Source organism: Streptomyces sp. PH10-H1, from assembly GCF_030063355.1.
GTDB lineage: Bacteria > Actinomycetota > Actinomycetes > Streptomycetales > Streptomycetaceae > Actinacidiphila.
On record NZ_JASISZ010000012.1, the window covers coordinates 60,556 to 86,244 of the forward strand.

At 72.0% G+C, this 25,689-nt stretch carries 19 protein-coding genes and 1 pseudogene; 12 read left to right on the forward strand and 8 right to left on the reverse strand.

Annotated features, from left to right (window positions below; all coding sequences use genetic code 11):
• Nucleotides 1-8: 8 nt before the first annotated feature.
• Complete coding sequence (locus QMK24_RS10605) at nucleotides 9-4,418, reverse strand: type VII secretion EssC family protein (RefSeq protein ID WP_283465177.1); 4,410 nt, start codon at nucleotides 4,416-4,418, stop codon at nucleotides 9-11.
• Nucleotides 4,419-4,665: 247 nt separating this feature from the next.
• Between QMK24_RS10605 and QMK24_RS10610 the strand changes: the two genes are divergently transcribed.
• The 4 genes from QMK24_RS10610 to QMK24_RS10625 all read left to right on the forward strand — a co-directional run bounded on the left by QMK24_RS10610 (nucleotide 4,666) and on the right by QMK24_RS10625 (nucleotide 7,882).
• Complete coding sequence (locus tag QMK24_RS10610; protein ID WP_283465178.1) at nucleotides 4,666-4,941, forward strand: hypothetical protein; 276 nt, start codon at nucleotides 4,666-4,668, stop codon at nucleotides 4,939-4,941.
• Nucleotides 4,941-5,615, forward strand: a complete 675-nt coding sequence (locus QMK24_RS10615) for a hypothetical protein (RefSeq protein WP_502962490.1) — start codon at nucleotides 4,941-4,943, stop codon at nucleotides 5,613-5,615. The genes QMK24_RS10610 and QMK24_RS10615 overlap by 1 nt, the downstream gene beginning before the upstream one ends.
• 86 nt (nucleotides 5,616-5,701) lie before the next feature.
• Nucleotides 5,702-5,998, forward strand: a complete 297-nt coding sequence (locus QMK24_RS10620; protein WP_283465179.1) for a WXG100 family type VII secretion target — start codon at nucleotides 5,702-5,704, stop codon at nucleotides 5,996-5,998.
• A 198-nt stretch (nucleotides 5,999-6,196) separates the two neighbouring features.
• Nucleotides 6,197-7,882, forward strand: coding sequence for a serine/threonine-protein kinase (locus QMK24_RS10625; RefSeq protein ID WP_283465182.1), 1,686 nt, complete (start codon nucleotides 6,197-6,199; stop codon nucleotides 7,880-7,882).
• Nucleotides 7,883-7,916: 34 nt separating this feature from the next.
• On the opposite strand, the gene QMK24_RS10630 is transcribed toward QMK24_RS10625, so the two are convergent.
• From QMK24_RS10630 to QMK24_RS10650, 5 genes are all read right to left on the reverse strand, one after another.
• Nucleotides 7,917-9,443 (reverse strand): serine/threonine-protein kinase, encoded by a 1,527-nt coding sequence (locus QMK24_RS10630; RefSeq protein WP_283465184.1) that lies wholly within the window; start codon nucleotides 9,441-9,443, stop codon nucleotides 7,917-7,919.
• A gap of 95 nt (nucleotides 9,444-9,538) precedes the next feature.
• Complete coding sequence (locus tag QMK24_RS10635) at nucleotides 9,539-11,818, reverse strand: transglutaminaseTgpA domain-containing protein (RefSeq protein ID WP_283465185.1); 2,280 nt, start codon at nucleotides 11,816-11,818, stop codon at nucleotides 9,539-9,541.
• Entirely contained in the window at nucleotides 11,815-13,017 is a 1,203-nt protein-coding gene (locus QMK24_RS10640; protein WP_283465187.1) for a DUF58 domain-containing protein, read from the reverse strand. The genes QMK24_RS10635 and QMK24_RS10640 overlap by 4 nt, the downstream gene beginning before the upstream one ends.
• Nucleotides 13,017-14,009, reverse strand: a complete 993-nt coding sequence (locus QMK24_RS10645; RefSeq protein WP_283465188.1) for an AAA family ATPase — start codon at nucleotides 14,007-14,009, stop codon at nucleotides 13,017-13,019. The genes QMK24_RS10640 and QMK24_RS10645 overlap by 1 nt, the downstream gene beginning before the upstream one ends.
• 40 nt (nucleotides 14,010-14,049) lie before the next feature.
• On the reverse strand, nucleotides 14,050-16,236 hold the full coding sequence (locus QMK24_RS10650; RefSeq protein WP_283465190.1) for a fibronectin type III domain-containing protein: 2,187 nt from the start codon (nucleotides 16,234-16,236) through the stop codon (nucleotides 14,050-14,052).
• Nucleotides 16,237-16,553: 317 nt separating this feature from the next.
• On the opposite strand from QMK24_RS10650, the gene mqnC reads away from it, so the two are divergent.
• Together mqnC and QMK24_RS10660 are read left to right on the forward strand one after the other, a co-directional pair.
• Entirely contained in the window at nucleotides 16,554-17,741 is a 1,188-nt protein-coding gene (gene mqnC / locus QMK24_RS10655) for a cyclic dehypoxanthinyl futalosine synthase (RefSeq protein WP_283465192.1), read from the forward strand.
• Entirely contained in the window at nucleotides 17,742-18,161 is a 420-nt protein-coding gene (locus QMK24_RS10660; RefSeq protein WP_283465193.1) for an imidazolonepropionase-like domain-containing protein, read from the forward strand.
• Between the two features lie 89 nt (nucleotides 18,162-18,250).
• On the opposite strand, the pseudogene QMK24_RS10665 reads toward QMK24_RS10660, so the two are convergent.
• Together QMK24_RS10665 and QMK24_RS10670 are read right to left on the reverse strand one after the other, a co-directional pair.
• Nucleotides 18,251-18,466, reverse strand: a pseudogene (locus QMK24_RS10665) (helix-turn-helix domain-containing protein); the annotation flags it as partial.
• Nucleotides 18,467-18,521: 55 nt separating this feature from the next.
• The gene (locus tag QMK24_RS10670) at nucleotides 18,522-19,550 is read right to left on the reverse strand and encodes a hypothetical protein (RefSeq protein ID WP_283465194.1); all 1,029 of its coding nucleotides are present in this window, start codon (nucleotides 19,548-19,550) and stop codon (nucleotides 18,522-18,524) included.
• 186 nt (nucleotides 19,551-19,736) lie between these two features.
• On the opposite strand from QMK24_RS10670, the gene QMK24_RS10675 reads away from it, so the two are divergent.
• The 6 genes from QMK24_RS10675 (at nucleotide 19,737) to QMK24_RS10700 (ending at nucleotide 25,633) form a co-directional block, all read left to right on the forward strand.
• Entirely contained in the window at nucleotides 19,737-19,964 is a 228-nt protein-coding gene (locus QMK24_RS10675; protein WP_283465196.1) for a hypothetical protein, read from the forward strand.
• Nucleotides 19,957-20,946 carry a peptidoglycan-binding domain-containing protein gene (locus QMK24_RS10680; RefSeq protein WP_283465197.1) on the forward strand — a complete coding sequence of 330 codons (990 nt, stop codon included), beginning with the start codon at nucleotides 19,957-19,959 and terminating at the stop codon, nucleotides 20,944-20,946. Before QMK24_RS10675 ends, QMK24_RS10680 begins: the two co-directional genes overlap by 8 nt.
• Nucleotides 20,936-21,628 carry an ABC transporter ATP-binding protein gene (locus QMK24_RS10685; RefSeq protein WP_283465199.1) on the forward strand — a complete coding sequence of 231 codons (693 nt, stop codon included), beginning with the start codon at nucleotides 20,936-20,938 and terminating at the stop codon, nucleotides 21,626-21,628. Before QMK24_RS10680 ends, QMK24_RS10685 begins: the two co-directional genes overlap by 11 nt.
• Nucleotides 21,629-21,762: 134 nt before the next feature.
• Complete coding sequence (locus QMK24_RS10690) at nucleotides 21,763-22,692, forward strand: ABC transporter permease (protein ID WP_283465266.1); 930 nt, start codon at nucleotides 21,763-21,765, stop codon at nucleotides 22,690-22,692.
• Nucleotides 22,693-22,733: 41 nt separating this feature from the next.
• Nucleotides 22,734-23,432, forward strand: a complete 699-nt coding sequence (locus tag QMK24_RS10695) for a demethylmenaquinone methyltransferase (protein WP_283465201.1) — start codon at nucleotides 22,734-22,736, stop codon at nucleotides 23,430-23,432.
• 80 nt (nucleotides 23,433-23,512) lie between these two features.
• Nucleotides 23,513-25,633 (forward strand): zinc ribbon domain-containing protein, encoded by a 2,121-nt coding sequence (locus QMK24_RS10700; protein WP_283465203.1) that lies wholly within the window; start codon nucleotides 23,513-23,515, stop codon nucleotides 25,631-25,633.
• Nucleotides 25,634-25,689 lie beyond the last annotated feature (56 nt).

The window sequence follows — 25,689 nt, forward strand, 5'->3', positions numbered from 1 at the left end:
GGCGGCCCCTACAGGGCGGTCAGCGGCACCTGGACGGTGCGCACCTCGCCGTCTCCCAGGTGCAGCAGGCCGCGGCCGGGCTGGATGGCCTGGCCGATGGAGCCGCGCTGGAGCCGGACGCCGACAAGGTCGCCGTCGGACATGTTCTGCGGGGACAGGAGAAGGCCGCGGCGGGCCTTCTTCATCTCGACCTGCCAGCCGTTGAACCCGCCGCAGATGTCGTCGGCGTCGCCCGCGATGACGAGGCCGATGTCCTTGCCGGTCGCATTGCGCACCACGGACTGGAAGACGTCCCCCGCCTCGCAGTTACGGAGCAGCTCGGCGTCGTCCACGATGATCACGCCCGGGCCGCTGAAGCGGGACAGGGCGTCCTCGAGCTCCGCGGTGGTGATCTCGTCGGTGCCGAAGAAGCCGACGACGCCCGGGGCGTGCTTGAGGCGGCGCAGCGGCGACTGGCGGCGCGGGGTGGCCAGGATGATCTGGGTGCCGGCGGTGAGGAACGACCGGGTCATGGTGAGCAGCGCGGTGCTGCGTCCGGAGCGGGCGGGACCGGCGATGACGAAGGCGGGGGTGCCCTCGGCGAGGTTCGGGCCGAGCACCGTCAGCTGGTCGCCGCCGATGGCCGCCATGGACCACAGCCGGCCGCCGCCGCGCATGGCCTGCACCTCCTGGGGGTCGCGCATCTCCCACGCCTCCTCGAACCCGATCCGCGAGGGCAGCACATCGACGCGGAAGGGCCGGCGGGAGCGCGGTACGGCGGTGTCCCGTTCCTTGGCGGCCGCGCCGATGGCGTGCAGGGCCGCGGACTGGGCCTGGCCGCTGGGGTCCTCGGTGAGCAGCGCCACATGGGTCTCGGTGGCGCCCTGGGCGCGGAACGCCCGGCCCGGCGGGATCTTCGCCGGGATCTTGCGCGGGTTGAGGCCGATCAGCGACAGGTCGCCCGAGTCGCTGAGCTGCAGTGCGATCTTGTTCTCGGTGAGAGTGGAGATCCGGCCGAGCAGCAGCGAGCGGTCACCCGTCATGATCACGTGAATGCCGACGGACGCGCCCTCGCGCATCAGCTGGAAGATCGTGTCCGTCAGGGAGCCGTTGTTCAGGTCGCCGAGTGAGGGGGTGAAGCCCTCCCAGCGGTCCAGCAGCAGCACGATGTGCGGCAGCCGGTCCGCTGCGGCGACGCCCGTGCGCTGCTCGTTGATGTCGGTGAAGCCGCCCTCGCCGAGCAGCGCCATCCGGCGCTGCACCTCGGTGGCGAGCTTGCCGATCAGCCGGACCGCGCGGTCCGCCTCGTTGGAGCGGACCACGGCGCCGCAGTGCGGCAGCGCGGACAGCGCGAGGAGCGCGCCATTACCGCAGTCCAGCGCGTACAGATGCACATCGGCGCAGGAGTTGGAGCGGGCCAGCGAGCCTGCGATGGTGCGGAGCGTCTGGGAGCGGCCCATGCGCGGTGCGCCCGCGATCATCAGATGCCCGAAGGTGGTCAGATCGATGGTGGCGGTGCGCCGCGCCTGCTCGCTCGGCAGGTCGTCGACCGCGTACGGGGCGGGCAGCAGCCCGTCGCGGGAGACGGTGGTGGGTGCGTCCAGCTCGTCGATCACCATGCGCTCGGTGAGCGCGGGCAGCCACGGGCTGTGCTGCGGTGGCAGCCCCAGCTGCTCGTTGGCGCCCTGGATGGCCTCGACGAGGACGGCGAGGTCGGTCAGCAGGTCGTCGTCATTGGTGCGGGGTCCCGCCGGGCGCTCGGGGACCGGGCGGCCGAGGCCGTCCCAGCCGATCTGCACGGTCCACGGCGCGGGGGCCTTGGTGGCGAGCTGACCCGGCCGCCGCCCGCCGACGCGTCCCGACTGGAACGGCAGGAGCGAGGACGCGCCGAGCCGCACATACGCCCGGCCGGGCGTGGACTTGGCGATGTATCCGGCGTCCGGGGCGTCGATGACGTCGGACGATTCGCTGGCGTCGGTGACGCGCAGGGCGATGCGGAGGTTGGTGTTGGCGCGGATCTCGGGGGAGACGACGCCGGAGGGGCGCTGGGTGGCGAGGATGAGGTGGATGCCGAGCGACCGTCCTCGCTGGGCGATGTTCACCAGCCCCGTGACGAAGTCGGGCAGTTCACGGGCCATGGACGCGAACTCGTCGATGACGATGAGCAGCCGGGGCATCGCCGCGAGCCCGGGGTTGGTGCGCATCGCGATGATGTAGTCCTCGAGGTCCTTGGCGCCCGCGGCCGCCAGGGTGTGCTCGCGGCGCCGCAGCTCTGCGCCGAGCGACTCCAGCGCGCGCTCCACCAGGTGGGTGTCGAGGTCGGTGACCATGCCGACGGTGTGCGGCAGCTTCACACAGTCCTTGAAGGCCGCGCCGCCCTTGTAGTCGACGAGGACGAACGTCATCGCGTCCGGCCGGTTGGCGACCGCGAGAGACGCCACGATGGTCTGCAGCAGCTCGGACTTGCCGGAGCCGGTCGTGCCCGCGACCAGGCCGTGCGGCCCGTCGCGGACCAGGTCGATGGCGAACGCGCCGTCGAAGGACGAGCCGACCACGGCCTGGGTGGAGCGGCCGCCCATGCTCCAGCGGGCGGCGATCCCGCCGACGGTGGGCGGCTCCAGCTCGATCACGTCGAGCAGCCGGCAGGAGTCCGGCAGGGCCGAACCCTCATCGCCGCTGACGTCCCGGATCGGCGCCATCGCGCGGGCCAGCTGCTCGCCCCACGCGGCGGTCACGCAGTCGGGCCGCACGCCGGAGACCGGCTCGACGCCGGCCATCGAGACCTGCAGCAGCCCGTAATAGTCCTCCTCGACGAGCGCGCGGCACTCCTCGGGGAGCAGCCGGCGGTCGGCGTCGAGGCAGATGAGGTGGATGCCGACGCGCGGTCCGTCGCGCAGCACCTGGGTGAGGCCGGGCAGCGCGCGCAGCCGCCGGGAGCCGTCGAGGACGACGAGGATCGTGGAGCCGCCCCAGGCCTGGTTGGGCTGCGAGCCGGCCTCGCGCGCCGCGTCCTGGCGGGAGGTGACCTGGGCGAGCAGCTCGCTGATCCGGCGGGCGACGCTGTCGGCGTCGGTGCCGATCAGCGCCAGCGCGGACTGGCCCTCGCGGGCCCCGGCGTGCGGCAGCCAGCGCACCCACTCCCAGCCCTCGCGGCCGCTGGGGTCGGTGAGGACGCAGATCTGCAGATCGGCGGGGGAGTGCAGGGCGGCGGCCTGCGCCACCAGCCAGCGGCCGATGGCGCGCGGCAGTTCACCGCGCCCCGCGACACCCAGCACGCCGTGCTGCTGCATGGGGACGGCCACCGGAACGTCGGACAGCTTCCGGGCCTCGTTGCGCTTGTGCTCCTCCTGGGCGGGGTCGGAGACCTCGACCTCGGTGGGGAGGGTCCCGGTGCCGACGCGCAGCATCCCGTAATCGGGGTCGGAACGCCGCCGCTCCCACAGCCGCTGGCTGGGCCCGGTCGCGGCGACCAGCACCTCGGCCGGATCCGGTGCCTGGGTGCGGCGGGCGGCGGTGTCGGCGGCCATGGCCTTGCGGGCCTGCCGCTCGATGGATTCCCTGTGCGTCTCGTAGTCGGCGTTGGTCTGGCGGAACGACTTCTTGCCGTTCTTCTTGTCGTTCATGTAGTTGCCGACCATGGCGACCGGGCTGAGGACCGCCATGAAGAGGAAGCGCGGCTGGTGCATCATCATCGCCATCACGACCGCGCCGAACAGCGGCACGACCGCCATCAGCCAGGGCATGGGCCGGTTCTCGGACTGCTTGGGCTTGCTCGGCAGCTGGAACTTGGTCGGCCGGGGCGGCGGGGTGATGCGCGGCGGCCGGTTGTAGTCGAGACCGGTGCCGTCCTCCGACGGCTTGAGGGCGGTGTCGGGGAAGCTCGGCAGGCTCAGTTCCAGCAGGGTCTGTCCTGCGGCGACGACACTGCGCGGCCGCCAGGGGCTCGCGTCGGTGAGCGGATTCCCGTCGATGGTGGCGGAGCTGCCGAAGGACGGGTGAACGGTCACCGTCCCGTCGACCGCGACATCCACCTCGACCGCGGAGTGCGGCAGCGCCGGGTCGTTCAGCCGGATCCAGGCTTCCGGTCCGCTGCCGACGACGGCGACGCCGGGGCCGAGCCGGTGCACGCCGCCCGCATCGGGACCGCCCACGATCCGGACTTCCACGGTGCCCTGGGCGTCGGGCGCCGGGCAGGCGTCGGGCGCGGCGACGCTGACCACCGCGCCGTCGCGCACGGGCGAGGCGTCCAGACTCAGTTCGGGGTCGATCTGGAATCCGTTGATGTGCAGGCTGGGCGGACCCTGGCCGTCGTCCGGCCGTCCGAGCATCCGGCCGATCTCCGCCGCGAGCGCCCCGACGGGCGCTGCGGGGTCGGCATCGACCAGCATGTCCGCACGGTCGTCTCGGACCGGGTCGATCACGCTGAGCTGGAGTTCCACTGCCGTCCCCCTGCACCACTGAGCATCACTGGTATTTGCTGTTGACCATCATGCAACAGACATCCGACATCGCACCGGCGGCACTGGCCGGAACCGGGTCCGGGGCATCCGGTGTCCCTGACCATGAGCGGGTCAAGAGTGAGACAATTGCCGGGGACTTGACGCAGAGACCGGGCGCGCGAGCGGCTGGAGGACCGACGGGGGAAGAATGGGCAATCCTGACCGGTTGAAGGTGGATCTTGGCGGTTTGGAGGATTTCGCCTCCAACCTCGATGGCGTACGCACCACGATGAACGGCACCCGGAAGCTCTTCGAGTCGTACGAGGCGAAACTCGGCTCCGGGAAGGTCGCCGACGCGCTGAACAGCTTCGAGCACAACTGGAAGGACGGCCGGAAGGAGATCGACGGGCACCTGGAGGGGCTGGCCAAGATGGCCAACACCGCGGTGCGCGAGATCCGGAAGGCTGACAAACAACTCGCCGACGACCTGGCGAAGGCGGCGAAGGGCGAGGGCGGCAAGTAGTGAGTACGACAGTGCGGGTGATGCCGGTCGAGCGGGAGGGTTTCTCGATCACCGTGCCGATGACGTGGTGGGAGTTCGACCTGCACCCGGCCAGCCGTGACGAGAGCATCCGCCGGCTGATGGCCCAGCGCGTCCAGGAGAACCCGGCGATCGGCGAGCACCGCGATGTCCTGGCCAAGTTCCTGCGCAGGGCGGCCCGTGAGGCGTACGACAGCGGGGCGGTGTACGTCGGCTGCATGGCGCAGAACTTCGGCGGGATACCGCTGACCGCGTCCGTCACCGTGTCGCTGGTCGGGGCGCGGACGGCCGACGGCCAGCTGCTGGCCACGGATCCCGCGTCGATCGTGGCGGGGCTGCGGGAGAAGCCGGCCCGGCGCGAGGGCGACCCGTGGCGGAAGGTGACCGCGGTGGAGATCCCGGAGACCGGGACCGCCGCTCGGACGTACGGCGTTGAGGACATCGAGATACCCGGCGACACCAGAACGGTGCGCAGCGTGCTGATGCAGACCTTCATCCCGCTGCCGGGTGGCGGGGACCGGGTCGCGCTGGTCGCCGGCAGCAGTCCCATCGTCGATCTCGCGGACTCGTTCTTCGATGTATTCGACGCTGTGACCTCGACGTTCCGCTTCAGGGAACCGGGGGCTGCACCCGCATCGTCCTCCCCCGTAAGCTGAGGCGTCTGCAGACCGTCACATGAATCTGCAACCCACAGGCCACGGGGGTCGGCCCTGCGGCACGGCCAATGGAGAGGTATTCCTGAATGTCTAATGTGAACGTTACATACCAGGACATGCGTGACGCGGCCACCAAGCTCAAGACCGGCCAGCACGAGATCACCGAGAAGCTCAACGCCCTGCACAAGTTCGTTCAGGGTCTGGTGAACGGCGGCTATGTGACGGACCGCTCCTCGAAGCAGTTCGACCAGTCGTACACCGAGTTCAACACGGGTGCCACCAAGACGATCGAGGGTCTTGAGGGCATGGGCAAGTTCCTTGAGAGCGCCGCCCACGCGTTCCAGTCCGCGGACGAAGAGCTCGCCAAGGGTCTCGGTCACTGATCCGGAGCCGCGATACCGCGTGGTACGTGCCGCACGCACCGTACGCGCACTGGCAGTAACGGATGCGCCGCAGCGGACCACCGCTGCGGCGCATCGTGCGCTACCTCAAGGGTTGTTACGGGTGCGCGGTCGGCGCGCACGTGCGGTCGTGCGTCGCGGGCGGGGCCCGGGGGCACACTCCGCTCAGAGGAGGCGCAGATGCAGCCGTTGACTACGACAGATCCGTCGTCGATCGGCCCGTACCGTCTGCTCGGACGGCTCGGGGCCGGCGGGATGGGCCGGGTCTTCCTCGGCCGCAGCCCCGGCGGGCGCACGGTCGCGGTCAAAGTGGTGCGCTCAGAATTGGCCGAGGACACCGAGTTCCGCACCCGGTTCCGCCGCGAGGTCGACGCGGCCCGGCTGGTGGGCGCCGCCTGGAGCGCGCCCGTGCTCGATGCGGACACCGAATCGCCGGTCCCCTGGATCGCCACCGGATACATCGCGGGACCCACACTCGCCGACGCCGTCAGCGAGTTCGGGCCGCTGCCGGCGAGCAGCGTACGGACGCTGGGCGCCGGGCTCGCCGAGGCGCTCGACGCCGTGCACCGCCTCGGCCTCCTGCACCGTGACATCAAACCGTCCAACGTCATGCTGTCGCTCGACGGGCCGGTACTGATCGACTTCGGTGTCGCCCGCGCCATGGACGCCTCCGGCGCGTCCGTCACCGGCAGTGGCGTGGTCGTCGGCTCGCCCGGCTACATGTCGCCCGAGCAGGTGCTCGCCCGCCCGCTCGGCGCAGCCTCCGACGTCTTCGCGCTCGGCGCGGTGCTCGCCTTCGCGGCGACCGGACACGGCCCGTTCAGCGGCGACAGCGCCGCCTCGCTGCTCTACAAGGTCGCGCACGAGGAGCCGGAACTCGACGGCCTGCCGGAGGAGTTGCGCGATGTGGTCGAGTCCTGCCTCGCCAAGGCCCCGGCCGTCCGCCCCACTCCCGCCCGGCTCGCGGCCCGGCTCGCGCCCGACGGCGCCGCCGCGCTCGTCCGCCAGGGCTGGCTCTCGACGCCGCTGATGGCGCAGCTCGGCCGCCGGGTGGTCGAGCTGCTGGACCTGGAGGCGGGACCGTTGCCGGCGTTGCCGACGGGTTCCGCGTCCTATTCCGCGCCGGGCTCCGGTTCCGCGACCGGTTCCGCCTCCGGATACGTGGCGACGGCCGCGGGAGCGCTCTCCGGGAAGGCCCGTGGCCTGTTCGGTCCACCGCCCGCGCCGCTGGCGTCAGCCGGGGCGGAACGATCCGCCGGGCCGCACGACGCCGTACCGGAGTCGGGGCCCGGGTCCGCGCCGGGGTCCGCGCCGGAATCCGTGCCGGAGCCTCCCGTACGGCGCGGGCGCCGCCGGCTGCTGGCCGGCGTGGTCGTGCTGATCGCCGCCGTCGCCGCGACGCTCGTGGTGGTGCTGCAGCCGCACGACAAGCCGGACGGCACGACGGCCGGCAAAGCGACCGTGAGCCCGACCGGGAGTGCGACGGTGAGCCCGACCGGCCGGCCGACCGGCGCCGTTCCGGCGGCCTTCATCGGCACCTGGCAGGGCAACACCGTCTCCACGAACGGCGTCCCCAACGGCCTCCTGACGGTCATCATCAAGGCGGGCCGGGTCGGCGAGAACGTCGGCGAGAGCAATGTGAATCTGCTGGGCGTGCTCAACTGCGGCGGCACATGGAAGCTGGTGACCGCGACCACCGATGTGCTGGTCTTCGACTCGACGGCCGGTGACCCGGGCGCGACCAGCGGCTGCTCCAAGGGCGCCACGGCGGAACGGCTGACCCTCAAGGACGCCGCGACGGTGACGTACACCACCAACGACTCCGCGGCCGGCCGTCCCAGCGGCGACCTGAAGAAGATCAAGTAACGCGGCTACTGGAAGGTGCACGCCGGCCGACGGGTCAACCGGTGGTCTTGCACAGCTCCTTGGACGGCGCGAACTGGATCTTCCCGTTCACCGAGATCACCGAGTTGACGGTGTAGCACGTGTCGGCCGTCACTGAGCCGGCCGTGAACACCACTGCGGGCTCATTGCCGTTCGGGGTCTTCTGCAGCGGCTCGCCGCCGCCCGGGACCACGGCCCGTACGACATAACCGGCGACCGAAGACGCCTTGGTCGGCATCTTCCACGTGATCTGCACATTCCCGTTGGACTTCACCGCCTGCACGTCCTGCGGCATCAGCCCGGCCAGTTCGGACGCCGGCACCTGCTCGGGGGCGGCGCTCGACGTCGGCCCCGGGCCCGTGGACGCGGTCGGTGACGGCTTCGGCTTGGGCTTCGAGCCGTTGCCGCGCATGACGAGCGTGACCGTGGTCGCCGCCGCCGCGAACACCACCAGCGCGGTGGCCGCCGCGATGAGCCGCTTGCGCGACTGCCGCTTGGCCTCGTCCTGCGCCCGCTCGCCCGCCTGCTCGACGGCCGCCTGCTCCTCCGGCGTCAGATCGTCCGCCGGGTCCCAGCCCGGCAGCGGCGACTCCATCGCCGGTTCCGGCTCCAGCGAGGGCACCTTCGTCGCGGACGACGGGGACAGCAGCGCCCGCAGGGTGCGGTGCACCTCCGTCAGCGGAGGGCGCCCCTCCGGGTTCGCCGACATCATCCTGCGGACGAGGGTGAGGAGCGGATCCGGTATGTCGTGGCGGTGCGCCGGGTACGGCAGTTCACCGCGCAGCACCTCCGCGTACAGCGCCGACCAGGAGGTACGGCCGGCGTCCGCGTACGCGGGCTCGCCGTTCAGCAGCGCGTACAGCGTCGCGCCGAGGCTGTACACATCCGCCGCCGGGCCCGGCTTCTCCCAGCCGAACAGCTCGCGCGGCACGTACATCGGGTCGAAGACCGCGCCCAGTCGCGGCGCGGAGCGCTGCAGCACCCGCGCGAGGCCGTGGTCGGCGAGCAGCGCGTCGCCGTTCTCGTCGAAGAGGATGTTCGCCGGGCGGACGTCCAGGTGGAGGACCCCGCGGCGGTGCGCCGAGTGCAGCGCCAGCGCCAGGCGGGTGCCGATGACGATCGTCTCGTCGACCGGGAACGGGCCCGAGTTGGCCAGCTTCGCGTGCGCGTTCCCGCCGCGGCAGAACTGCTCCACCAGATACGGGCGGTGGTCGGCGGTGAAGCCGGCGTCCTCCACGGTCACCGAACACGGATGCCGGGCGGCCGCGCCGGCCGACAGCAGTTCGGAGTGCGCGGCCAGCCGCGTGCTCTCGTCGTCGACCGTGGGCGAGAGCAGCTTGACCGCCACTTCCGCGCCGGTCGCCTCCTCGGCGCACAGCAATACGGTGCTGTGGCGGCCGGTGCCGGCCTGCCGGAGCAGTTTGTAGCCCGGCGGGAGGAGATGCCCCTCCGGCGACGTCTGCTGGGGTACGGCGACAGAGCCCTCTTTGCTTTCCTGGCTCCCTGTCGCGCTTTGCCCGCGCCTTCCCGGCGTCCGGTCCACCGATGCCCTCCCGTGCCTCACGCGTCTCACGACAACCTACCGCCTCCGACCCCCCGTCGGGGTCGGCGCCCACGTCCTGCGGCCTGCGGGTGGGGTCAACCGCGCCGGAGGCGCAGCGCGCGGCGGATGCGGTCGCGCCGCGGGATGGTGCTCAGCACGACCCCTTCGATGGCGTCGCAGTGCGCCCAGGCGGCGTCGGCCGACGCGGGGTCGGGGGTGCGGCCGGCGTAGCCGACCTCGTTCACGAGCCGGGCGAGATCGGGAAGGTGCTCCCCGGCGGCGCCGCCGACGCGGGAGGCGCCGAAGGCGGCGACCTCTTCCGCGGTGTGCGCACCGGTGGCGGGCAGTCCGATCTCGGTCAGCCGGTCGACGATCTGCTGCCAGGCGCCCAGCACCCGCTGCCGTACGTCGGCGGCGCCGCGCCGCCGCGCGCGCCGCCGCCAGGGGAGCCAGGCGGCGTAGAGCAGATAGCCGAGGAGGAGGAAGAACACGCCGGCCGGGGCGTAGATCCACCATCGCGGCCCGGCGGCCGGGGCGGCGACGGTCCGCGGTGTGGCGGCCGCCTTCGGCGGGGCGGTCGGGCGCGGCTGGTCGGTGATCTGCTGGTCGACCGACTTGCGGTCCTTGGGCTGGCCGGCCGGGGCGACGGAGCTGCCGTCCTTCGACGTGGTGCCCGGCGTGGGATAGAAGGGGACCCAGCCGATGCCCTTGAACTCGACCTCGGGCCAGGCGAGCACGTCCTTGCCCGCCACCTGCCAGGTGTCGTCGCCGGTCTTCGTGCCGGGGCGGAAGCCGACCACGACCCGGGAGGGCAGCCCGAGAGTGCGGGCGAGTACGGCGAAGGAGGCGGCGAACTGCTCGGAGGTGCCGCGCTTGCCCTCGGTGAGGAAGAACTCCAGGCCGCGGTAGGTGTGCCCGGGGATGGCCCGGGGGTCGAACTCGTAGGAGCCGCGCAGCCAGTCGGCGAGCTTCACGGCCTGCTGGAAGGGGAAGGTACTGCCTTCCGTGGCCTTCGCGGCGATCTTCGTGAAGGAGGCGACGGACGGGATCGGCTGGTCGGCGGCGTCGGTGCGCGGCAGTTCGACGAGCGCCGGGTCATTGGCGGCGGGCGCGTACTGGAGCCGCTGGACGTCGTAGACCGGGAGCTGGGACTCGGCGGTGTAGCTGAAGCCGCTCGGCGCCGTCCGGTCGGTGGCGAGGACGCCGCTGGCCGGGTCCACCGAGAGAACGGTGTGGTCCGGGAGCGTCACGGCCGAGGGCCGGTCGGCGGCGGGCAGCCAGATGCCGGGCAGCGCCTGGACGGTGAAGCGCTGGGTGAGCGTCTGCCGCTTGCCCGGGTCGACGCCCGGTTCCGCGGGGACACGGCCACCGGTGCGGCTCAACTTGGCGGTGCTGGACCAGGTGGTGCCGTTGTACGTGTCCAGTACGGCCAGCCGGTAGTTGGTCTCGGCCGTGGAGTGGACGGTGAAGACCTTCGCGTCACCACTGCGCATCAGGGCCGCGACCTGGTCGAGCGGACTGATGGATTCCGGGTGGACGGTGGGCGGGGTGATCGCGTCACGGGGGTCGTACGAGGCGCCGATCCCGGGCAGGTTGGGCCCGGTCAGCGCGGCGACGAGGGTGAGGCCGAGGACGATCGGCAGTCCGAGCGCCAGGCCGCGCGGCGAGAGACGTACCCGCGAGCGGATCAGCGCCAGCAGCGCGGTGAGCGCGGCCAGCGCGGCGGCGGCGGCGTAGTTGGAGCCGGGGCCGTCCACCCCGAGTACCAGCGGGAAGCCGAAGGCGAGCACCGCGGGCAGTGCGGGGAGCAGCGGGGTGCGGGTGCGCAGGGCGAGTTCGGCGCTGGCGAAGGCGGCGAGCCACAGCACGGCGTGCGGCAGGACGAGCAGCCGGGCCTCGCCGGGGACGGGAAGGATCGTGGTCAGGATGGCGTGCGGGGCGTCGAGGAGTGCGGGCCAGATGGCGCGCGGACCGCCCGCCCGGAACATCGTCAGCCAGACCGTGCCCACCCAGGCGGCGGTGGTCAGGACGAGCGACGGCCAGAGCGGTGAGATACGGCCCTTGCGGGACAGCACACCCGACAGCGCGGCGGACAGCGCCACCGGCGCGAGGACGGAGACCGTGAGGACCGGCAGCAGGTCCCGGGTGGTGAACACCCGGTGGAAGCCGAACCCGGAGGCGGCGAGCAGCGCGGCCACGGGCAGCAGCGACCACAGCCGGCGGGCGCGGCCGAGGCCGTCGCCGCCGGACGCGGCCGGGGTCTTCGGGCGTTCCGCGCTCGGGCCGGTGGGCGCGGGCGCGGCCCAGTCCCAGTTCGGGCCGCCGCCCTGCGGTGGCAGCGGCGCGGTGCGCGCGGGGCGCGTGGTGGCACTCAACGGACGGCCTCCCAGCGCCAGCCGGCCAGCAGGGCGTCCAGGGACGCGATGTGCAGTTGAGGTACGTCGACGGTGGCGCTCGAAACACCCTGCGCGTCGGGCGCGGTCCTGTCCTCGCCGGCCCGGATCATCGTCACCCGGTCGAAGCGCCGCCGGACCCGGCCGAGCGCCGTCAGGCCGTCGGTGTCGCCGGTGCCGGTGATGACGACGAGCGATCCGCCGCCCCGGTGGTGCTCCAGGCCGTCGAAGGCCGGGGCCGCCGACTTCCGGTCGGAGCGGCCGATGAGGGCGAGCCGGTCGAGCAGCGCGTCGGCGTCGTTGCCCGAGCCGTCGGTGTGCAGGACCGGGCCCGCCTCGCTGACCACGTGCACCGGGAAGTTGGAGCGGGCGGCGGCGTACGCGATGGATGCCGCCGCGTCGACGGCCAGCTCGAAGTCGTCCTCCGAGGCGTACGCTCCGGGCCGGGTGTCTAGGACCAGCGTGGTGTGGGGCAGCGATACGTCGACCATCTGCCGGACCATGAGGGTGCCGGTACGGGCGGTGGAGCGCCAGTGCACCCGGCGCAGGTCGTCGCCCAGTACGTATTCGCGCAGCGCGTGGAAGGTCAGCGATCCGTCGTCGGCGGTGTCGGAGGTCGGGCCCTCGACATGGTGTGCCTTGCCGGACGGCAGCACCGGCAGCAGGCAGATGCGGGGGCGTACGACGAGGGTGTCGGCGGTTCCGTAGGAACGGATCCGGCGCGCGAGTCCGAGCGGGTCGGTACGTTCCAGCCGCAGCGGTCCGACCGTGATCCGGCCCCGCCGGGAGGTCGGCAGCGCGTAGTGCAATTCCTGTGCGTCACCCGCGCGCAGCACCGGCACGTCCATGGTGAGCGGCTCGTCGCCGCACATGTCCGTGGCGCGCAGGCCGCGCCGGGTGCGGGTGCCGGTGTTGGTGAGCGTGACGATGCCGTCGGCGGAGTCGCCCCGGCCGACCTTGCGCGGCGCGATCCGGCGTTCCGCGGCCAGTTGCGGCCTGGGCAGCGTCCAGACGACGGCCGCGACGACCGCGGCCAGGCACGTCAGCCCGAGCGCGGCTGCCTCTCCGTACCCGTACCCGTACCCGGCGGCCAGCAGGGCGGCGCCGGCCAGCAGCGTGCCCCAGCCGGTGGCGGACAGCGGGCCGGCGCTCGTCCGGCGGACGACAGCGGCCTCGCGCATCAGACGCGCGCCCCGCCGGCCGCCTGCGGAACCGGCACCGTCGCCAGGACCTCGGCGATGACGTCCGCGCCCGTCCGGCCGCTCAACTCGGCCTCCGGGGTGAGGATCAGCCGGTGCGCGAGCACGTGCACCGCGAGCGCCTTGACGTCCTCGGGCAGCGCGTAGCCGCGCGACAGCGAGGCGGCCCGCACCCGGATGGCGCGCAGCAGTGCCACGGATCCGCGCGGGGACGCGCCCAGCCGGACGTCGGGCAGCGAACGGGTCGCAGCGACGATCCGCACGATGTAGTCGTAGAGCTGCTCGGCGACCTGCACCTGCGTCGCCACCTGGATGAACTCGGCGATGTGGTGCGAGGAGGCGATCGTGGAGAGCGCGTCGGGCGTCGCGTTGGCGGCGGAGCCCGTGAGGACCGCGACCTCGGAGGCGTGGTCCGGGTAGCCGACCGTGACGCGCATCAGGAAGCGGTCGAGCTGTGCTTCCGGCAGCGCGTAGGTGCCGCCCATGTCCACCGAGTTCTGCGTGGCGAGCACCATGAAGGGGCGCGGCACCGGATGGGTCTTGCCGTCGGCGGTGACCCGGCGCTCCTCCATGACCTCCAGCATCGCCGACTGCGTCTTCGGCGAGGCACGGTTGATCTCGTCGCCGAGCACGATGTTCGCGAAGACCGGTCCCGGCAGGAAGTCGAAGGTGCCGGTGTTCTGCCGGTAGATCGTCACGCCGGTGATGTCGGACGGCAGCAGGTCGGGGGTGAACTGCACCCGCGCGAAGTTCGCCTCGATGGAAGCGGCCAGGCAGCGTGCCAGCGTCGTCTTACCGGTGCCGGGAACGTCCTCGATCAGCAGGTGCCCTTCGGCGAACAGGCAGGTCAGCGCCAGCTCGACGGTGCTGCGCTTGCCCTTGACGACGCGCTCGATGTTGTCCCCGAGGGCGTGGAAACACTGGGCGAAGAGCGCGACGGCGTCGTTCTGCTGGTACTGGGGAGGAACGCTCATGACTCGCTCGCACTTCGGTCGTTGGTGGTGGGGAGGGGGGTCACGAGCAATCCCAGACGTTGGAGTTGTTGCGCGAGTCCAGGTAGACGTCGGCTACGTAGCCGTTGCCGTAACTGGAGGAGATCTTGCCCCAGATGTTGCTGGTGACGCCGCTGACGTCGTGGCTCACCGATTCGCCCGCGATCTTGCAGTGGACGGTGACCGCGCTCTGGTAGTACGCCGGGAACAGGCCGGCCCTCCCGCCGGTGGAGGTGCTGGGATCCGTACGGATGGCGAGCTGGGACGCGCTGTTGTTGTTGTGGGTGATGTTCATCGTCTGGTTCGGCGGCGTCAGGTCGATCGTGCCGCTCGTCGAGGCGCCCGAGCCCGCCGCGTTCTTGGTGCTCACCGAGACGTTGTACTGCTGGCTGTTCTGCAGTCCGGTGACCGAGTGGCTGGTGCTCTGGGTGCTCGAACTGCCGCCCGGCCACGTCACCGTGTAGGTGACGCCGGACGAGCCCGAGGGCGCCGTCCAGCTGACTGTCGCGCCGTGCCCGCCGGTGTGGTTGCTGACGTCGAGGCTCTGCGGGGCGCCCGGGGCGACGCACGGGCGGACGGGCGCCGAGGCCTGGGACTCCTTGCTCGCCGCACCGGCCGCGTACTCCGCGACGACCGTGTAGCTGTACTGCGTGCCGCAGGAACCGCCGTTGACCTGGAAGGTGAACGGGCCGTTCGGGCCTGCCTCGGAGGGGGTCGCGGTCTGGCCGCCGGCCAGTCCCTTGAGGACGTACCGCTTGGGGGTGAGCCCGGAGGCCGGCTGGAAGGTCAGCGTGATGGTGCCGGCGCCGGACTGGGCCTGCGGGGTGCCGGGGGTCTGCGGTTCCGGGCAGCCCGCTTGCCAGTTGATGGCGCAGTTCTTGCCCGGGGAGGGCGGCGGCGCCTTCGTCGGAGTGGGGGTCGGCGTCGGAGTGGGTGTGTGGGTGGGTCCGTGGCTGTTGCCAGGATCTTGGCGGGCCGGCGGCCGCGACTGGCCGGTCGGGTGCGCCGAGGGCACGTTGTCCTCGACGGGCTTGTCGTTCTTCTTCCGGGCCGTCGGCACGTTGTCCGTGTACTTGCCGATGGTGTGGACGTCGCCGCCCGCGTTGATGACGGCGGCGGAGCGGTTGTTCTGGTCGTTGACCCACAGCAGGCCGTTGCGGACGAAGAGTTCGAGGTCGCCGGCCTTCTTCGTCACGCTCACCGAGTCCTGGAACGCCGAGGACTCGGTGTCGTAGACGAGCAGGCTGCCGGTGGTCCCGTCCGGGATGTACACCTTCTTGCCCAGCACCTGCGGTGCGCCCAGCGCGTGCCCCTGGATCGGCACCTTCGCGTTGATCGACTGGCCGCTCTTGACGTCGACGAGCGCGAGCGCGCCGCTGTCGGACGCGAGGACCGGCACCATGGGGCTGTCGGTCGCGGCGGGCACCAGGATCTTCACCGGGGCGGAGTCGTTGATCCCGCCCTGCAGGTTGAAGGTCTGCTGGGTGCCCGCGACGGAGAGCACCTTGGTGACGGCATCGGTGCGGTCGGTCACGACCGGCTGACCCTGCGCCAGGGTGAGGACGAGATCGTGGTCCGGGGCGGCGACCTTCACCTCGGCGCTCTTCGCCCCGTTCACGAACGGTACGACGGTGCCCTTGCCGGGCAGCGGCACCCACAGGGTGCCCTGGGCGTCGACGGCGGCGGCGCCCAGCCCCGGGCCGAGTTCGACCTTGTCGCCTGTGGGGGTCGTCAGCGCCGGGTCGATCCGCTGGACCGTGCCCTTCGCCGCGTCGACGATGTACGCGTACGTGCCGCCGGAGACGAGCTGCAGGCCACTGGTCCCGTAGCTCGTCGACTGCTCGGCGGTGAGCTGCGAGGGGTCGACCCTGACGACCTTGCCGGTCTTCTTGTCGAGGACGAGAACGGTCTTGCCGTCCTGCGCGATCGTCACCGCGTGGCCGTTCATGCCCGGCAGCTTGACCTTGCCGTCCACATCGCCCGTCAGGCCGTTGGCGTGGGTGGCCTCGCCCGTGCCGCTGCTGCCCAGCCAGGCACCGATGTCGGAGAGCTGCGGGATCGAGCCGGAGGCGCCGACGCCGACCGCGACCGAGGTGGCGATGAGGGCGCCGACCGCGCCGATCGCCAGATAGCCGGTGCTGCGGTTCCGCGTGGGGCGCATCGTCGCCCAGACCGCTGAGGCGGCGGTGCCCGCGCGCTGCTTCAGCACAGCCCCGCGAGCCGGTGCCGGCGCCGCGGCAGATGTCTCTTCGCTGAGCCTGCGCGGGCGCAGCCCCCTCGTCGATCCGGCCCCCGACATATCCAACCCCGTCCCGCAATACAAGCTGTCGTTCGAGCATTTCTCGTGAGACTGCAGATTATCGCTCGCGCAAGTGATGTGTCAGGGGCGCCGGGCACGCCGTGACAAGCATGTGACGCGACACACGGCGGCTGTTCATGTGCTGCCCAGGCCCGGCCGTGGCTTGTCGGGAGCCTGGCGTACGCTGAGCGGGTCCGTCTTGTACCCCTTCGGAAGGGACAGCCCCGGTGAGCGATTACGCAGCCGTCCTCGATCGCGCCGCCGCCGGCGGCCGTATCACCCCGGAGGAGGCGCTGGACCTGTATCGCTCTGCCCCGCTGCACGCCCTCGGGTCGGCCGCCGACACCGCGCGCCGCCGCCGGTACGCGGGTACCGAGCACATCGCGACGTACATCATCGAGCGGAACATCAACTACACGAACTCGTGCGTCACCGCGTGCAAGTTCTGTGCCTTCTACGCCGCGCCGCAGAGCGACAAGGTCTGGACCCGGGACATCGCGGACATCCTGCGCCGCTGCGCGGAGACCGTCGAGCTGGGCGGCACCCAGATCATGTTCCAGGGCGGCCACCACCCGGACTACGGCGTCGAGTACTACGAGGAGCACTTCGCCGCGATCAAGAAGGCGTACCCGCAGCTGGTCATCCACTCGCTGGGCGCCTCCGAGGTCGAGCACATGTCCCGGATCTCCGGGGTCTCGGCGGAGGAAGCGATCCGGCGGATCCACGCCGCGGGTCTCGACTCCTTCGCGGGCGCGGGCGCCGAGCTGCTGCCGGCCCGGCCGCGTACCGCCATCGCGCCGCTCAAGGAGTCGGGCGAGCGGTGGCTGGAGATCATGGAGATCGCGCACAACCTGGGCGTCGAATCCACCTCCACGATGCTGATGGGCACCGGCGAGACGAACGCCGAGCGCATCGAGCACCTGCGCATGATCCGTGATGTGCAGGACCGTACGGGCGGCTTCCGCGCCTTCATCCCGTACACCTACCAGCCGGAGAACAACAAGCTGAAGGGCCAGACGCAGGCCACCGTCTTCGAGTACCTGCGGCTGATCGCCGTCTCCCGGCTCTTCCTGGACAACGTCGCCCACATCCAGGGCTCCTGGCTCACCGTGGGCAAGGAGGCCGGCCAGCTCTCCCTGCACTACGGGGCGGACGACCTCGGGTCGATCATGCTGGAGGAGAACGTGGTCTCCATGGCCGGTGCCAAGCACCGTTCCAACCGTATGGAGATCATCCACCTGATCCGCTCGGCGGGCCGGGTGCCCGCGCAGCGCGCGACCACCTACGAGCACCTGCTCGTCCACGACGACCCGGCGAACGACCCGGTCAACGACCACGTCGTCTCGCACCTGTCGTCCACGGCGATCGAGGGCGGCACGGCGCACCCCGAGCTGAAGCTGCTCGCCTCCAGCTGAATGCTCACGATCCACGCCTCCGACAGCGGTGAGCGCGCCGTCGCCGTTTCCGGGGACCGGATCGTGGCGGTCGGCACGCTCGGTGAACTGCGCGCGGCACATCCGCTCGCGCGGGTGCGCGCTTGGCGCGGGACCGTGGGCCCCGGGCTGGTGCACGCGGCTCCGGTGCCGGACGCGCCGAGTCCGCGCGAGCGGATTCACGCTCTCTTGCGGTTCGGGGCGACGGCCGTGGTGGACGGGTATCTGACCGATCCCGGGCTGCGGGCCGCCGCGGCCCGGGGTGGTCTGGCCCGGGTGCCGGCCGGATCGGTGCCGCCCGCGCTCGTGCCGGGCGGCCGGGCGGATCTCGCGGTCTTCGACGCCGACGGCGTCTGTGTGGCCACCGTGCTCGGCGGACGGCTCGTGCACCGGCGCGCGTAACCGCCGCGGGCGTGGTGGACCAGCGCGATGAGGCTGAGCTGGAGCCGGGAGATACCGCCGAGCTTGAAGCGCAGGCTCGCCACGTGGAGCTTCACCGTGCGTTCCGTGATGCCGAGTTCGCCGGCGAGCTCGCGGTTGGAGGCGCCGTCCCTGAGGCTCAGCAGGACCTCACGCTCACGGCTCGTCAGATCACTGATGAGGCGCAGCCCGCCGCTGATGGGACCGAGCGGACCGAGCGGGCTTCCGTGCGGATCGTCCCGAAGTCCGGCACCGCAGACATGGCAGACCGGACAGAGCTGATGCACGGTTTCCCCCCGGAAGCCAGGACGTGAGCAAAACGGAAGGCTATAGCAGCCGGACTCAGCCGGACAGCGAATCGGCCAGCCGCATCCTGGCCTGCTGCTGATCCTTGAAGTTCTTCAGCGTCTCGGCGTTCTGCTCGATCAGCGCCTTCTGGTATGCGGATTCGACGGCGAACCAGATGCCGACGAGGTTCACCTTCTTCTTGCAGGCGACATCGGCGGTGGCGGTGGTGACCGCCCGCGGGCCCGTCAGGTCGGTGAGGCCCAGGGCCGCCGGCACCCCGAGCGGTGAGGACACCCGGTAGCCGTGTCCTGCCATGCAGCCGGCCCAGTCCCGGACGGCGCGCACCACACGGGAGTCCTGCCGCGACCGCTGATGGGCCTCGGCATTGAGGTTCTGCGGGAAGGCGATGTCCACGGCGGCGGCGTTCGGCGCGTAGAGCTTGAGGCCCGCCTCGCCCGAGCAGCCCGCGACGGGGACTTTGAGGCCGTTGACGACGCCGGTGTTCGTGTCGGATGTCCTGGCGCTCTCCGCTTCCTCCAGATTGGCGGGGAGGGATTTCGGATCCAGGCCGGGCGGGCCGTCGAGGACGAGCGATTCATTGGTCCCGCGGGCGGGGCGCGGAGCGCGGGCCGGGGACTCCTCCGGCGGGTCGCCGTAGCCGTACCGGGCGGCCAGCGCGGGGCTGGACAGGCCGTAGCGGCGGCCGTTCTCGCCGTAGACCCCCGCGGAGACACGGGAGTCGGGGGCGGTGTAACGGAATCCGTAGCGCCGCATGCACTGGTCGATGAGGACGTCCTGTGCGCTCTGCAACCGCTGCCGCTGCTCGGCGGTGACGAGGTAGTCGTCCATCGGGAACGTCAGCCCGTTGCTGTCGAGGAGCACGGGCGTCGCGACGGCCGGCTCCGCCCGGTCGTCGGACGCGCCGGAGCCGCCACCGGAAGCGGAGCCGGAACCGGAACCGGAGCCGGAACCGGAACCGGAGCCGGAACCGGAACCGGAATCGGAGCCGGCGCCACAGCCGGTGAGGAGGAGCACGAGGAGGGCGAGGCAGGCACCGGGGACGGCGGTGTGACGGCTGGGCATCGGCGGACTCCGTGGGACGGCTGGGGTGCGGGGTGTCGCGGGCTCCGCCGCTCCGCTCCGCTCCGTGGCGCGGCCGGAGCGGAGCGGCGGCGGGGGTGACCCCACGGATCAGCCGGGGTTCGCGGACGAGATCTTGTTCTTGAAGTTGGTGCTGGCGTTGCTCCAGGTGTACGCCGGGATCCAGCCATGAACTCCCTCGCGGTAGGCCCCGCGGACTTCCTGGAGGAGATGCGGGAGGAGACGAGGTGCATGCGCGAGCACGGGATCACGGACTATCCGGATCCCAGCCCGGCGACCGGCGAGTTCCAGTACCCCGACGATCTGGGGAAGCGGCTGAAGCAGGACCCGTCGACCGCCGCCATCTGGCACACCTGCCAGGCGAAGTCCGGCGGTGACGGGATCCAGGGTGGCTGACGCTCCGGTCCTGGCCAGGCGTCGCGTATGGGTGATCGCCGTCGCGTTGGGGGCGTTGGTGCTCTCGGGCGTGGGCGTCGGGGCGTCGCTGGTCATCAGGTCACCCGCCCAGGCCGCCGCGGAACGTACGGCACCGCCGCCCGACCTCCTGACCGCGCCGGTGGAGCGGCGGGTCCTCAAGGACTCGGTCATCCTGCGCGGCACGGTGCGGGCCGGGCAGTCGGTGGACGTCTCCCCCTCCGTCGCCGCGGGGGAGGGCTCCGGCACGCCGGTCGTGACGAAACTGCTGGTGGTGCCCCGGGGAACCGTCGCCGACGGCAAGGTGCTGCTGGAGGTGTCCGGGCGGCCGGTGTTCGCGCTGAAGGGCACGCTGCCGGTGTACCGGGACCTGAAGCCGGGCGCGACCGGCGACGACGTCGCCCAGCTGCAGCGGGCGCTCGGCGAACTGGGCCATGGATCCGGAGGCGACCCGTGCGGGACGTTCGGGTCCGGGACGAAGGAGGCGCTGCGGGGCTTCTACGCCGCGATCGGCTACGACCCGCTTCCGGCCCACGCGGACGGCGGGGCGGCGCTGAAGTCGGCGCAGGACGCCGTGACCTCGGCGGAACGCGCCCTCGAGGACGCGCAGGACGCTCAGGCCGCGGTGAGTACGACGGGCGCGACAGGTGCGACGGGCGCCCCGAACGCGTCCGCCACCGGGAAGCCCGGCATCAGCAGAGCGAGCAGGCGCGCCGTGGAGCGGGCCCGGGAGGATCTCGCCGCCGCGCGGACGGCCCTCACCGCGGCCCTCGCCACCGACGGCCCGATGCTGCCCGCAGGTGAAGTGGTCTATCTGGAGGGCTTTCCGGCCCGGGTGGACTCCATCCCCGCGCATGTGGGATCGAAGGTGTCCGGTGCGGCGGTCATGACCGTGTCGGCCGGTGCGCTGGTGGTGCGGGGCTCGCTGCAGGAGTACCAGAAGGGTCCCAGCAGTGACCGCTGACGTTCCCGCGGTCATCGAACTGCGGCAGGCGGGTCTCACCTACCCCGGCCCGCCGCCGGTCGCCGCCCTCGCCGGCTGCGAACTGACGGTCCGGCCGGGCGAGTTCGTCACGGTCGTCGGCCCCTCGGGATCCGGTAAGTCCACCTTCCTGAACATCGTGGGACTGCTGGACGTGCCCACCTCCGGCAGCTACCTGCTGGACGGCATCGACACGGGCTCGCTCAAGGACGCCGACCGCACCGCCCTGCGCGGCCGGCGCATCGGATTCGTCTTCCAGTCGTTCCACCTCCTCCCGTACCGCAGCGCGGAGGACAACGTCCGCGTCGCCCTGCTGTACGGCCGCGTGCCGCGTGCCGAGCGCCGCGAGCGGGCCCGCGAGGCCCTGGTCAGAGTGGGACTCGGGCACCGGATGGACTCGGTGCCCACCCGGCTGTCCGGCGGCGAGCGGCAGCGGGTGGCGATCCCCCGCGCCCTGGTCGCGGGGCCGTCGCTGCTGCTGTGCGACGAGCCGACCGGCAACCTCGACACCGCCACCGCCGGCCCGATCCTGGGCCTGCTCGACGAACTGCACGCGGACGGCATGACGGTCGTCGTCATCACCCACGATCCGCTGGTCGCCGAACGCGGCGCGCGCACCGTCTCGATCCGCGACGGCGTCCTGACCGAGCGGGCGCCGGTATGAGGCTGCGTATAAGGCCGCATATCAGGACCAGAGCCACGATCCGGGTAGAGAGGCAGAAGCAGAGGCAGAAGCAGCGCCTCGTCGAGCCCTCCGTCCTCCCGCTGCGCGACCTCCTCTCCGAGTCGCTCGCCGGGATGCTCCAGCGCCCCGCCCGCTCCGTGCTCACCGCGCTCGGCACCGTCCTCGGCGTCGGTACGTTCGTGGCGATCCTCGGGCTGACCGCCACAACGTCCTCGCGGATCGACTCCCGCTTCGACCTGCTCACCGCGACCGAAGTGACGGTCGAGGACATCAGCGTCCAGCAGAACGCCTTCGCGGGTCCCGCCTTCCCCGCCGACGCCGACGGGCGGATCGAACGGCTCGGCGGTGTCGAGAACGCCGGGGTGTACTGGACGGTGCACCCGGCCGGCGACGCCACCGTCCGCTCCTCCCCGGTGGGCGGCGCCTCCGGCGGCGAGGAGACCGGCATCGTCGCCGCGTCCCCCGGCGCCATCCTGGCCGCGGACCCGCACCTCGCGCAGGGCAGGCTGTACGACGGCTGGATGCTGATCTCCACCCGGATCGGCGCCGCCGGGCAGATCGCCCATGAGGCCCCGACCGCACTGCGCCCGGACCACCCCGAATATCTCAAGGCCGTCCCCCCGCCCGACCCCCGCACACTGCGCGGCTCGGTCACCGGGGACCTCAACCAGCTGTTCCTGCTCCTCGCGGCGATCTGCCTGGTCATCGGTGCGGTCGGGATCGCCAACACCACCCTGGTCGCCGTCCTGGAACGCACCGGGGAGATCGGTCTGCGCCGCGCCCTGGGCGCCAGGGGGCGGCACATCACCGCCCAGTTCCTGGCCGAGTCCGGGGCCCTGGGGGCGCTGGGCGGGCTGGTGGGCACCAGCCTCGGCAGCATCACCGTGGTGATCGTGGCCGTGATCAGGGACTGGACGCCGGTCCTCCACCCGGCCACGGTCGCCGCCGCCCCGGCGATCGGCCTGCTCACGGGGCTGCTCGCCGGCCTCTACCCGGCCCTGCGCGCCGCGCACATCCAGCCCGCCGAGGCACTCCGCCGCTGACCCCGGGCCGCGGCGGCGGGCGCGGGGTGGAGAATGGGCCCGTGACCCGAGCCTCCCTGGAAAAGCAGCCGCACGAAGTCGCCGCGATGTTCGACGACGTAGCCGCCAAGTACGACCTGACGAACGACGTGCTGTCACTCGGCCAGGCCCGGCTGTGGCGCAAGGCCGTCGCGCAGGCCCTCGACGTCCGGCCCGGCGAGCGGGTGCTCGACCTCGGTGCCGGTACCGGCACCTCCTCGCTGCCCTTCGTGGCGGCGGGCGCCCAGGTCGTGCCGTGCGACTTCTCGGTCGGGATGCTGCGCGAGGGCAAGAAGCGCCACCCGGCCCTGCCGCTCACGGCGGGCGACGCGACGAAGCTGCCGTTCGCCGATGGCGTCTTCGACGCGGTCACCATCTCCTTCGCGCTGCGCAATGTGCACGACACGGACGCCGCGCTGCGCGAGATGCTCCGCGTCACCAAGCCGGGCGGCCGCGTCGTGATCTGCGAATTCAGCAGCCCGACGTTCAAGCCGTTCCGCACCGTCTACACCGAGTACCTGATGCGGGCCCTGCCGCCGGTCGCGACCGCGGTGAGCAGCAACCCGGACGCGTACGTCTATCTCGCCGAGTCCATCCGCGCCTGGCCCGATCAGGCGGCGCTCGCCGGCCGGCTCCAGGGCGCAGGCTGGTCCAAGGTCGCCTGGCGGAACCTCACCGGCGGTGTCGTCGCGCTGCACAGAGGCGCCAAGATCGGCGAATAGCGGGGCAGTTGCGCGAACCATGCCATAAATTCCGGTGTCTGATGTGAGGACAGCCGTCCCCCCGACACGCGGAGTGACCCATGCCGTTCTGCCCCGCCTGTGGTAACGCGTCGTCGGACGAGGCGCGTTTCTGCATGAAATGCGGCCGCGAACTGGGGCAGCCTCCGATACCCGGCCAGGGCCAGCCACCGCCGGTCCCGGGGCAGCCACCCGCCCCGGGACAGCCGCCGCTCCCACCGGGCACGCCGCCCGCGTATCCGCCGCCCGCGTACCCACCGCCGCCGTACGCCCCCACCGCGTACGCCCCGACCGCTTACGTCGCGGTCCCGCAGCAGCCCTCGCCCGCGGGGCTGTTCATCCGCCGGACCGTCTCCGGCGACTGGACAGGGCCGCTGAAGGCGGGACTGTGGCCGACCGCCCTGCTGCTCGCCATCGCCGGACTTCTGGCGAGTGTGTCCACCACCTCGTTCGACGGGCTCGACGTCGGCTACGGGGACCGGCTGCGCTTCTTCCTCGCCATGATCCTCCAGGGGATCGGCGGCACCGTCGGCTACACCTTGGGCTCAGACAGCGGCCGTTCGACGTACGGCGACGGATCCGGCTACCCCGATCCGTACAGCCCCTCCCTGACGACATCGTCCCAAGCCGGCAGCACGCTCTCCGTCGTGCCGCTGGTGATCACCGTCCTGTGGGGGCTCGCCCTGGTGCTGGCGCTCCGCCATCTGCGCCGCACCCAGACCGGCGCCGAGGCGGCCGTGCGGGTCGCGGTGGTGTGCACGGCGGGCGCCGTCATCCTGGCGCTGATCGGGCAGCCGAGCGTCACGCAGTCGAACGGACGGAAGACCGACATCACGTCGGGTCCGCTCACGGTGCTCCTGTGGACCTTCGTGCTCAGCCTGGTGACAGCCCTCTTCGTGCTGTGCCGCGACCGGCTGGACGGCCCGCTCTCCACCAGTCCGGGACTGGCCTCCGCCGTCCGTGCGCTGCGGGCGGCGCTGCTGGCTCTCGGTATCGGCGTGGCCGTGTGTGCGGTCATCCTCCTGGTCGTCCTGGCCGACCACTCCGGGGAGATGAACAGCTCGGCCTGGTTCGCCTCGGTGCTCCTGCTGGGCAACGCGGGGGTCTCGGCCCTGGGGGTGGCCTGGGGGGTGCCGGTCGAGGCGAACCGGGTGGGATCGAGCTACACCGTCGAGTCGTTCGGGCTCTCCGACCTGTCGCAGTTCGGCGACGGGTGGGCGGTGCCCGGCGCCCTCGCCGCAGGCGTGGTGTGCGCGCTGGTGCTCGGCGTCGTGGCCGTCCGCCGCTTCGCCGAGCGGCGCGACCAGTGGCTCACGGCTGGCTTCTACGTCGCGCTCTTCGTCCTGCTGATCGCGATCGGCGGCGTGACGGCGGAGTTCTCGGGGTACTCGGGTGGCTCCAGGTATTCCAGCCCCATTGCCACGGGCACCGGAGTCTCCTCCAGCGTGCCGGAGGCGCTTCTCTTCGGGCTGCTGTGGGCTTTCGGCGGCGTCCTCGCTGTGACGTTCATCCGCATTGTGCGCGCGGGCGGCCAGGGCGGCGCGCCCGGCTACCCGCCGGGTTACGCGGCTCCGTACGTACCGCCGTACGGGGGTCCGTACGGACCGGCTTCCGGCCTGCCGGTCCAGCCCGTTCAGCCGGGTCAGCCCGTTCAGCCCCTTGAACAGGGCCGGCCAGGTCAACCTGCCGCTTTCTCCAGTGAGCCGATCGTGGGGGACACGACCGCGCAGGCCGTCCTGCCCGCCCCGCCGGCCTACGGCCCGACCGAGCCGGATCTCCTGCTGCACCTGCAGGCCGGGCCCGAGGATCCCGTCCCCGGCGGCCGCCGCAAGCGTCTGCTTCTCATCGGGCTGATCATGCTGGGCGCGTTCGCCATCGGGGGCGCGGCCACCGCCGCCGTCATCGTGGTCAAGCGCCACGACGACAAACCGGCGGAGCCCACCCCGTCCTCGTCGGCGTCCGTCACCCCCGGTGACGACACCGCGCCGTCCGGTGAGGCGAGCCCGTCGGACGCTCCGACCGATGACGTGACGCCGACCGGTGATGCGACCCCGACGGGCAATCCGGAACCGTCCGTCACCCCCGTGTCAGCGAGTACGGAGGTGAGCAAGGACGCGAGCCCGCGCCCGGCGAGCGGTCTTCCGACGCGCGGATACACCCACCGCGTCGTACTCCCGAGGTAGGGCGCAACCAGAGCCGCCGCTCGGAGCCGGGCGGCGGCCTCATAGACTCGGTCGCA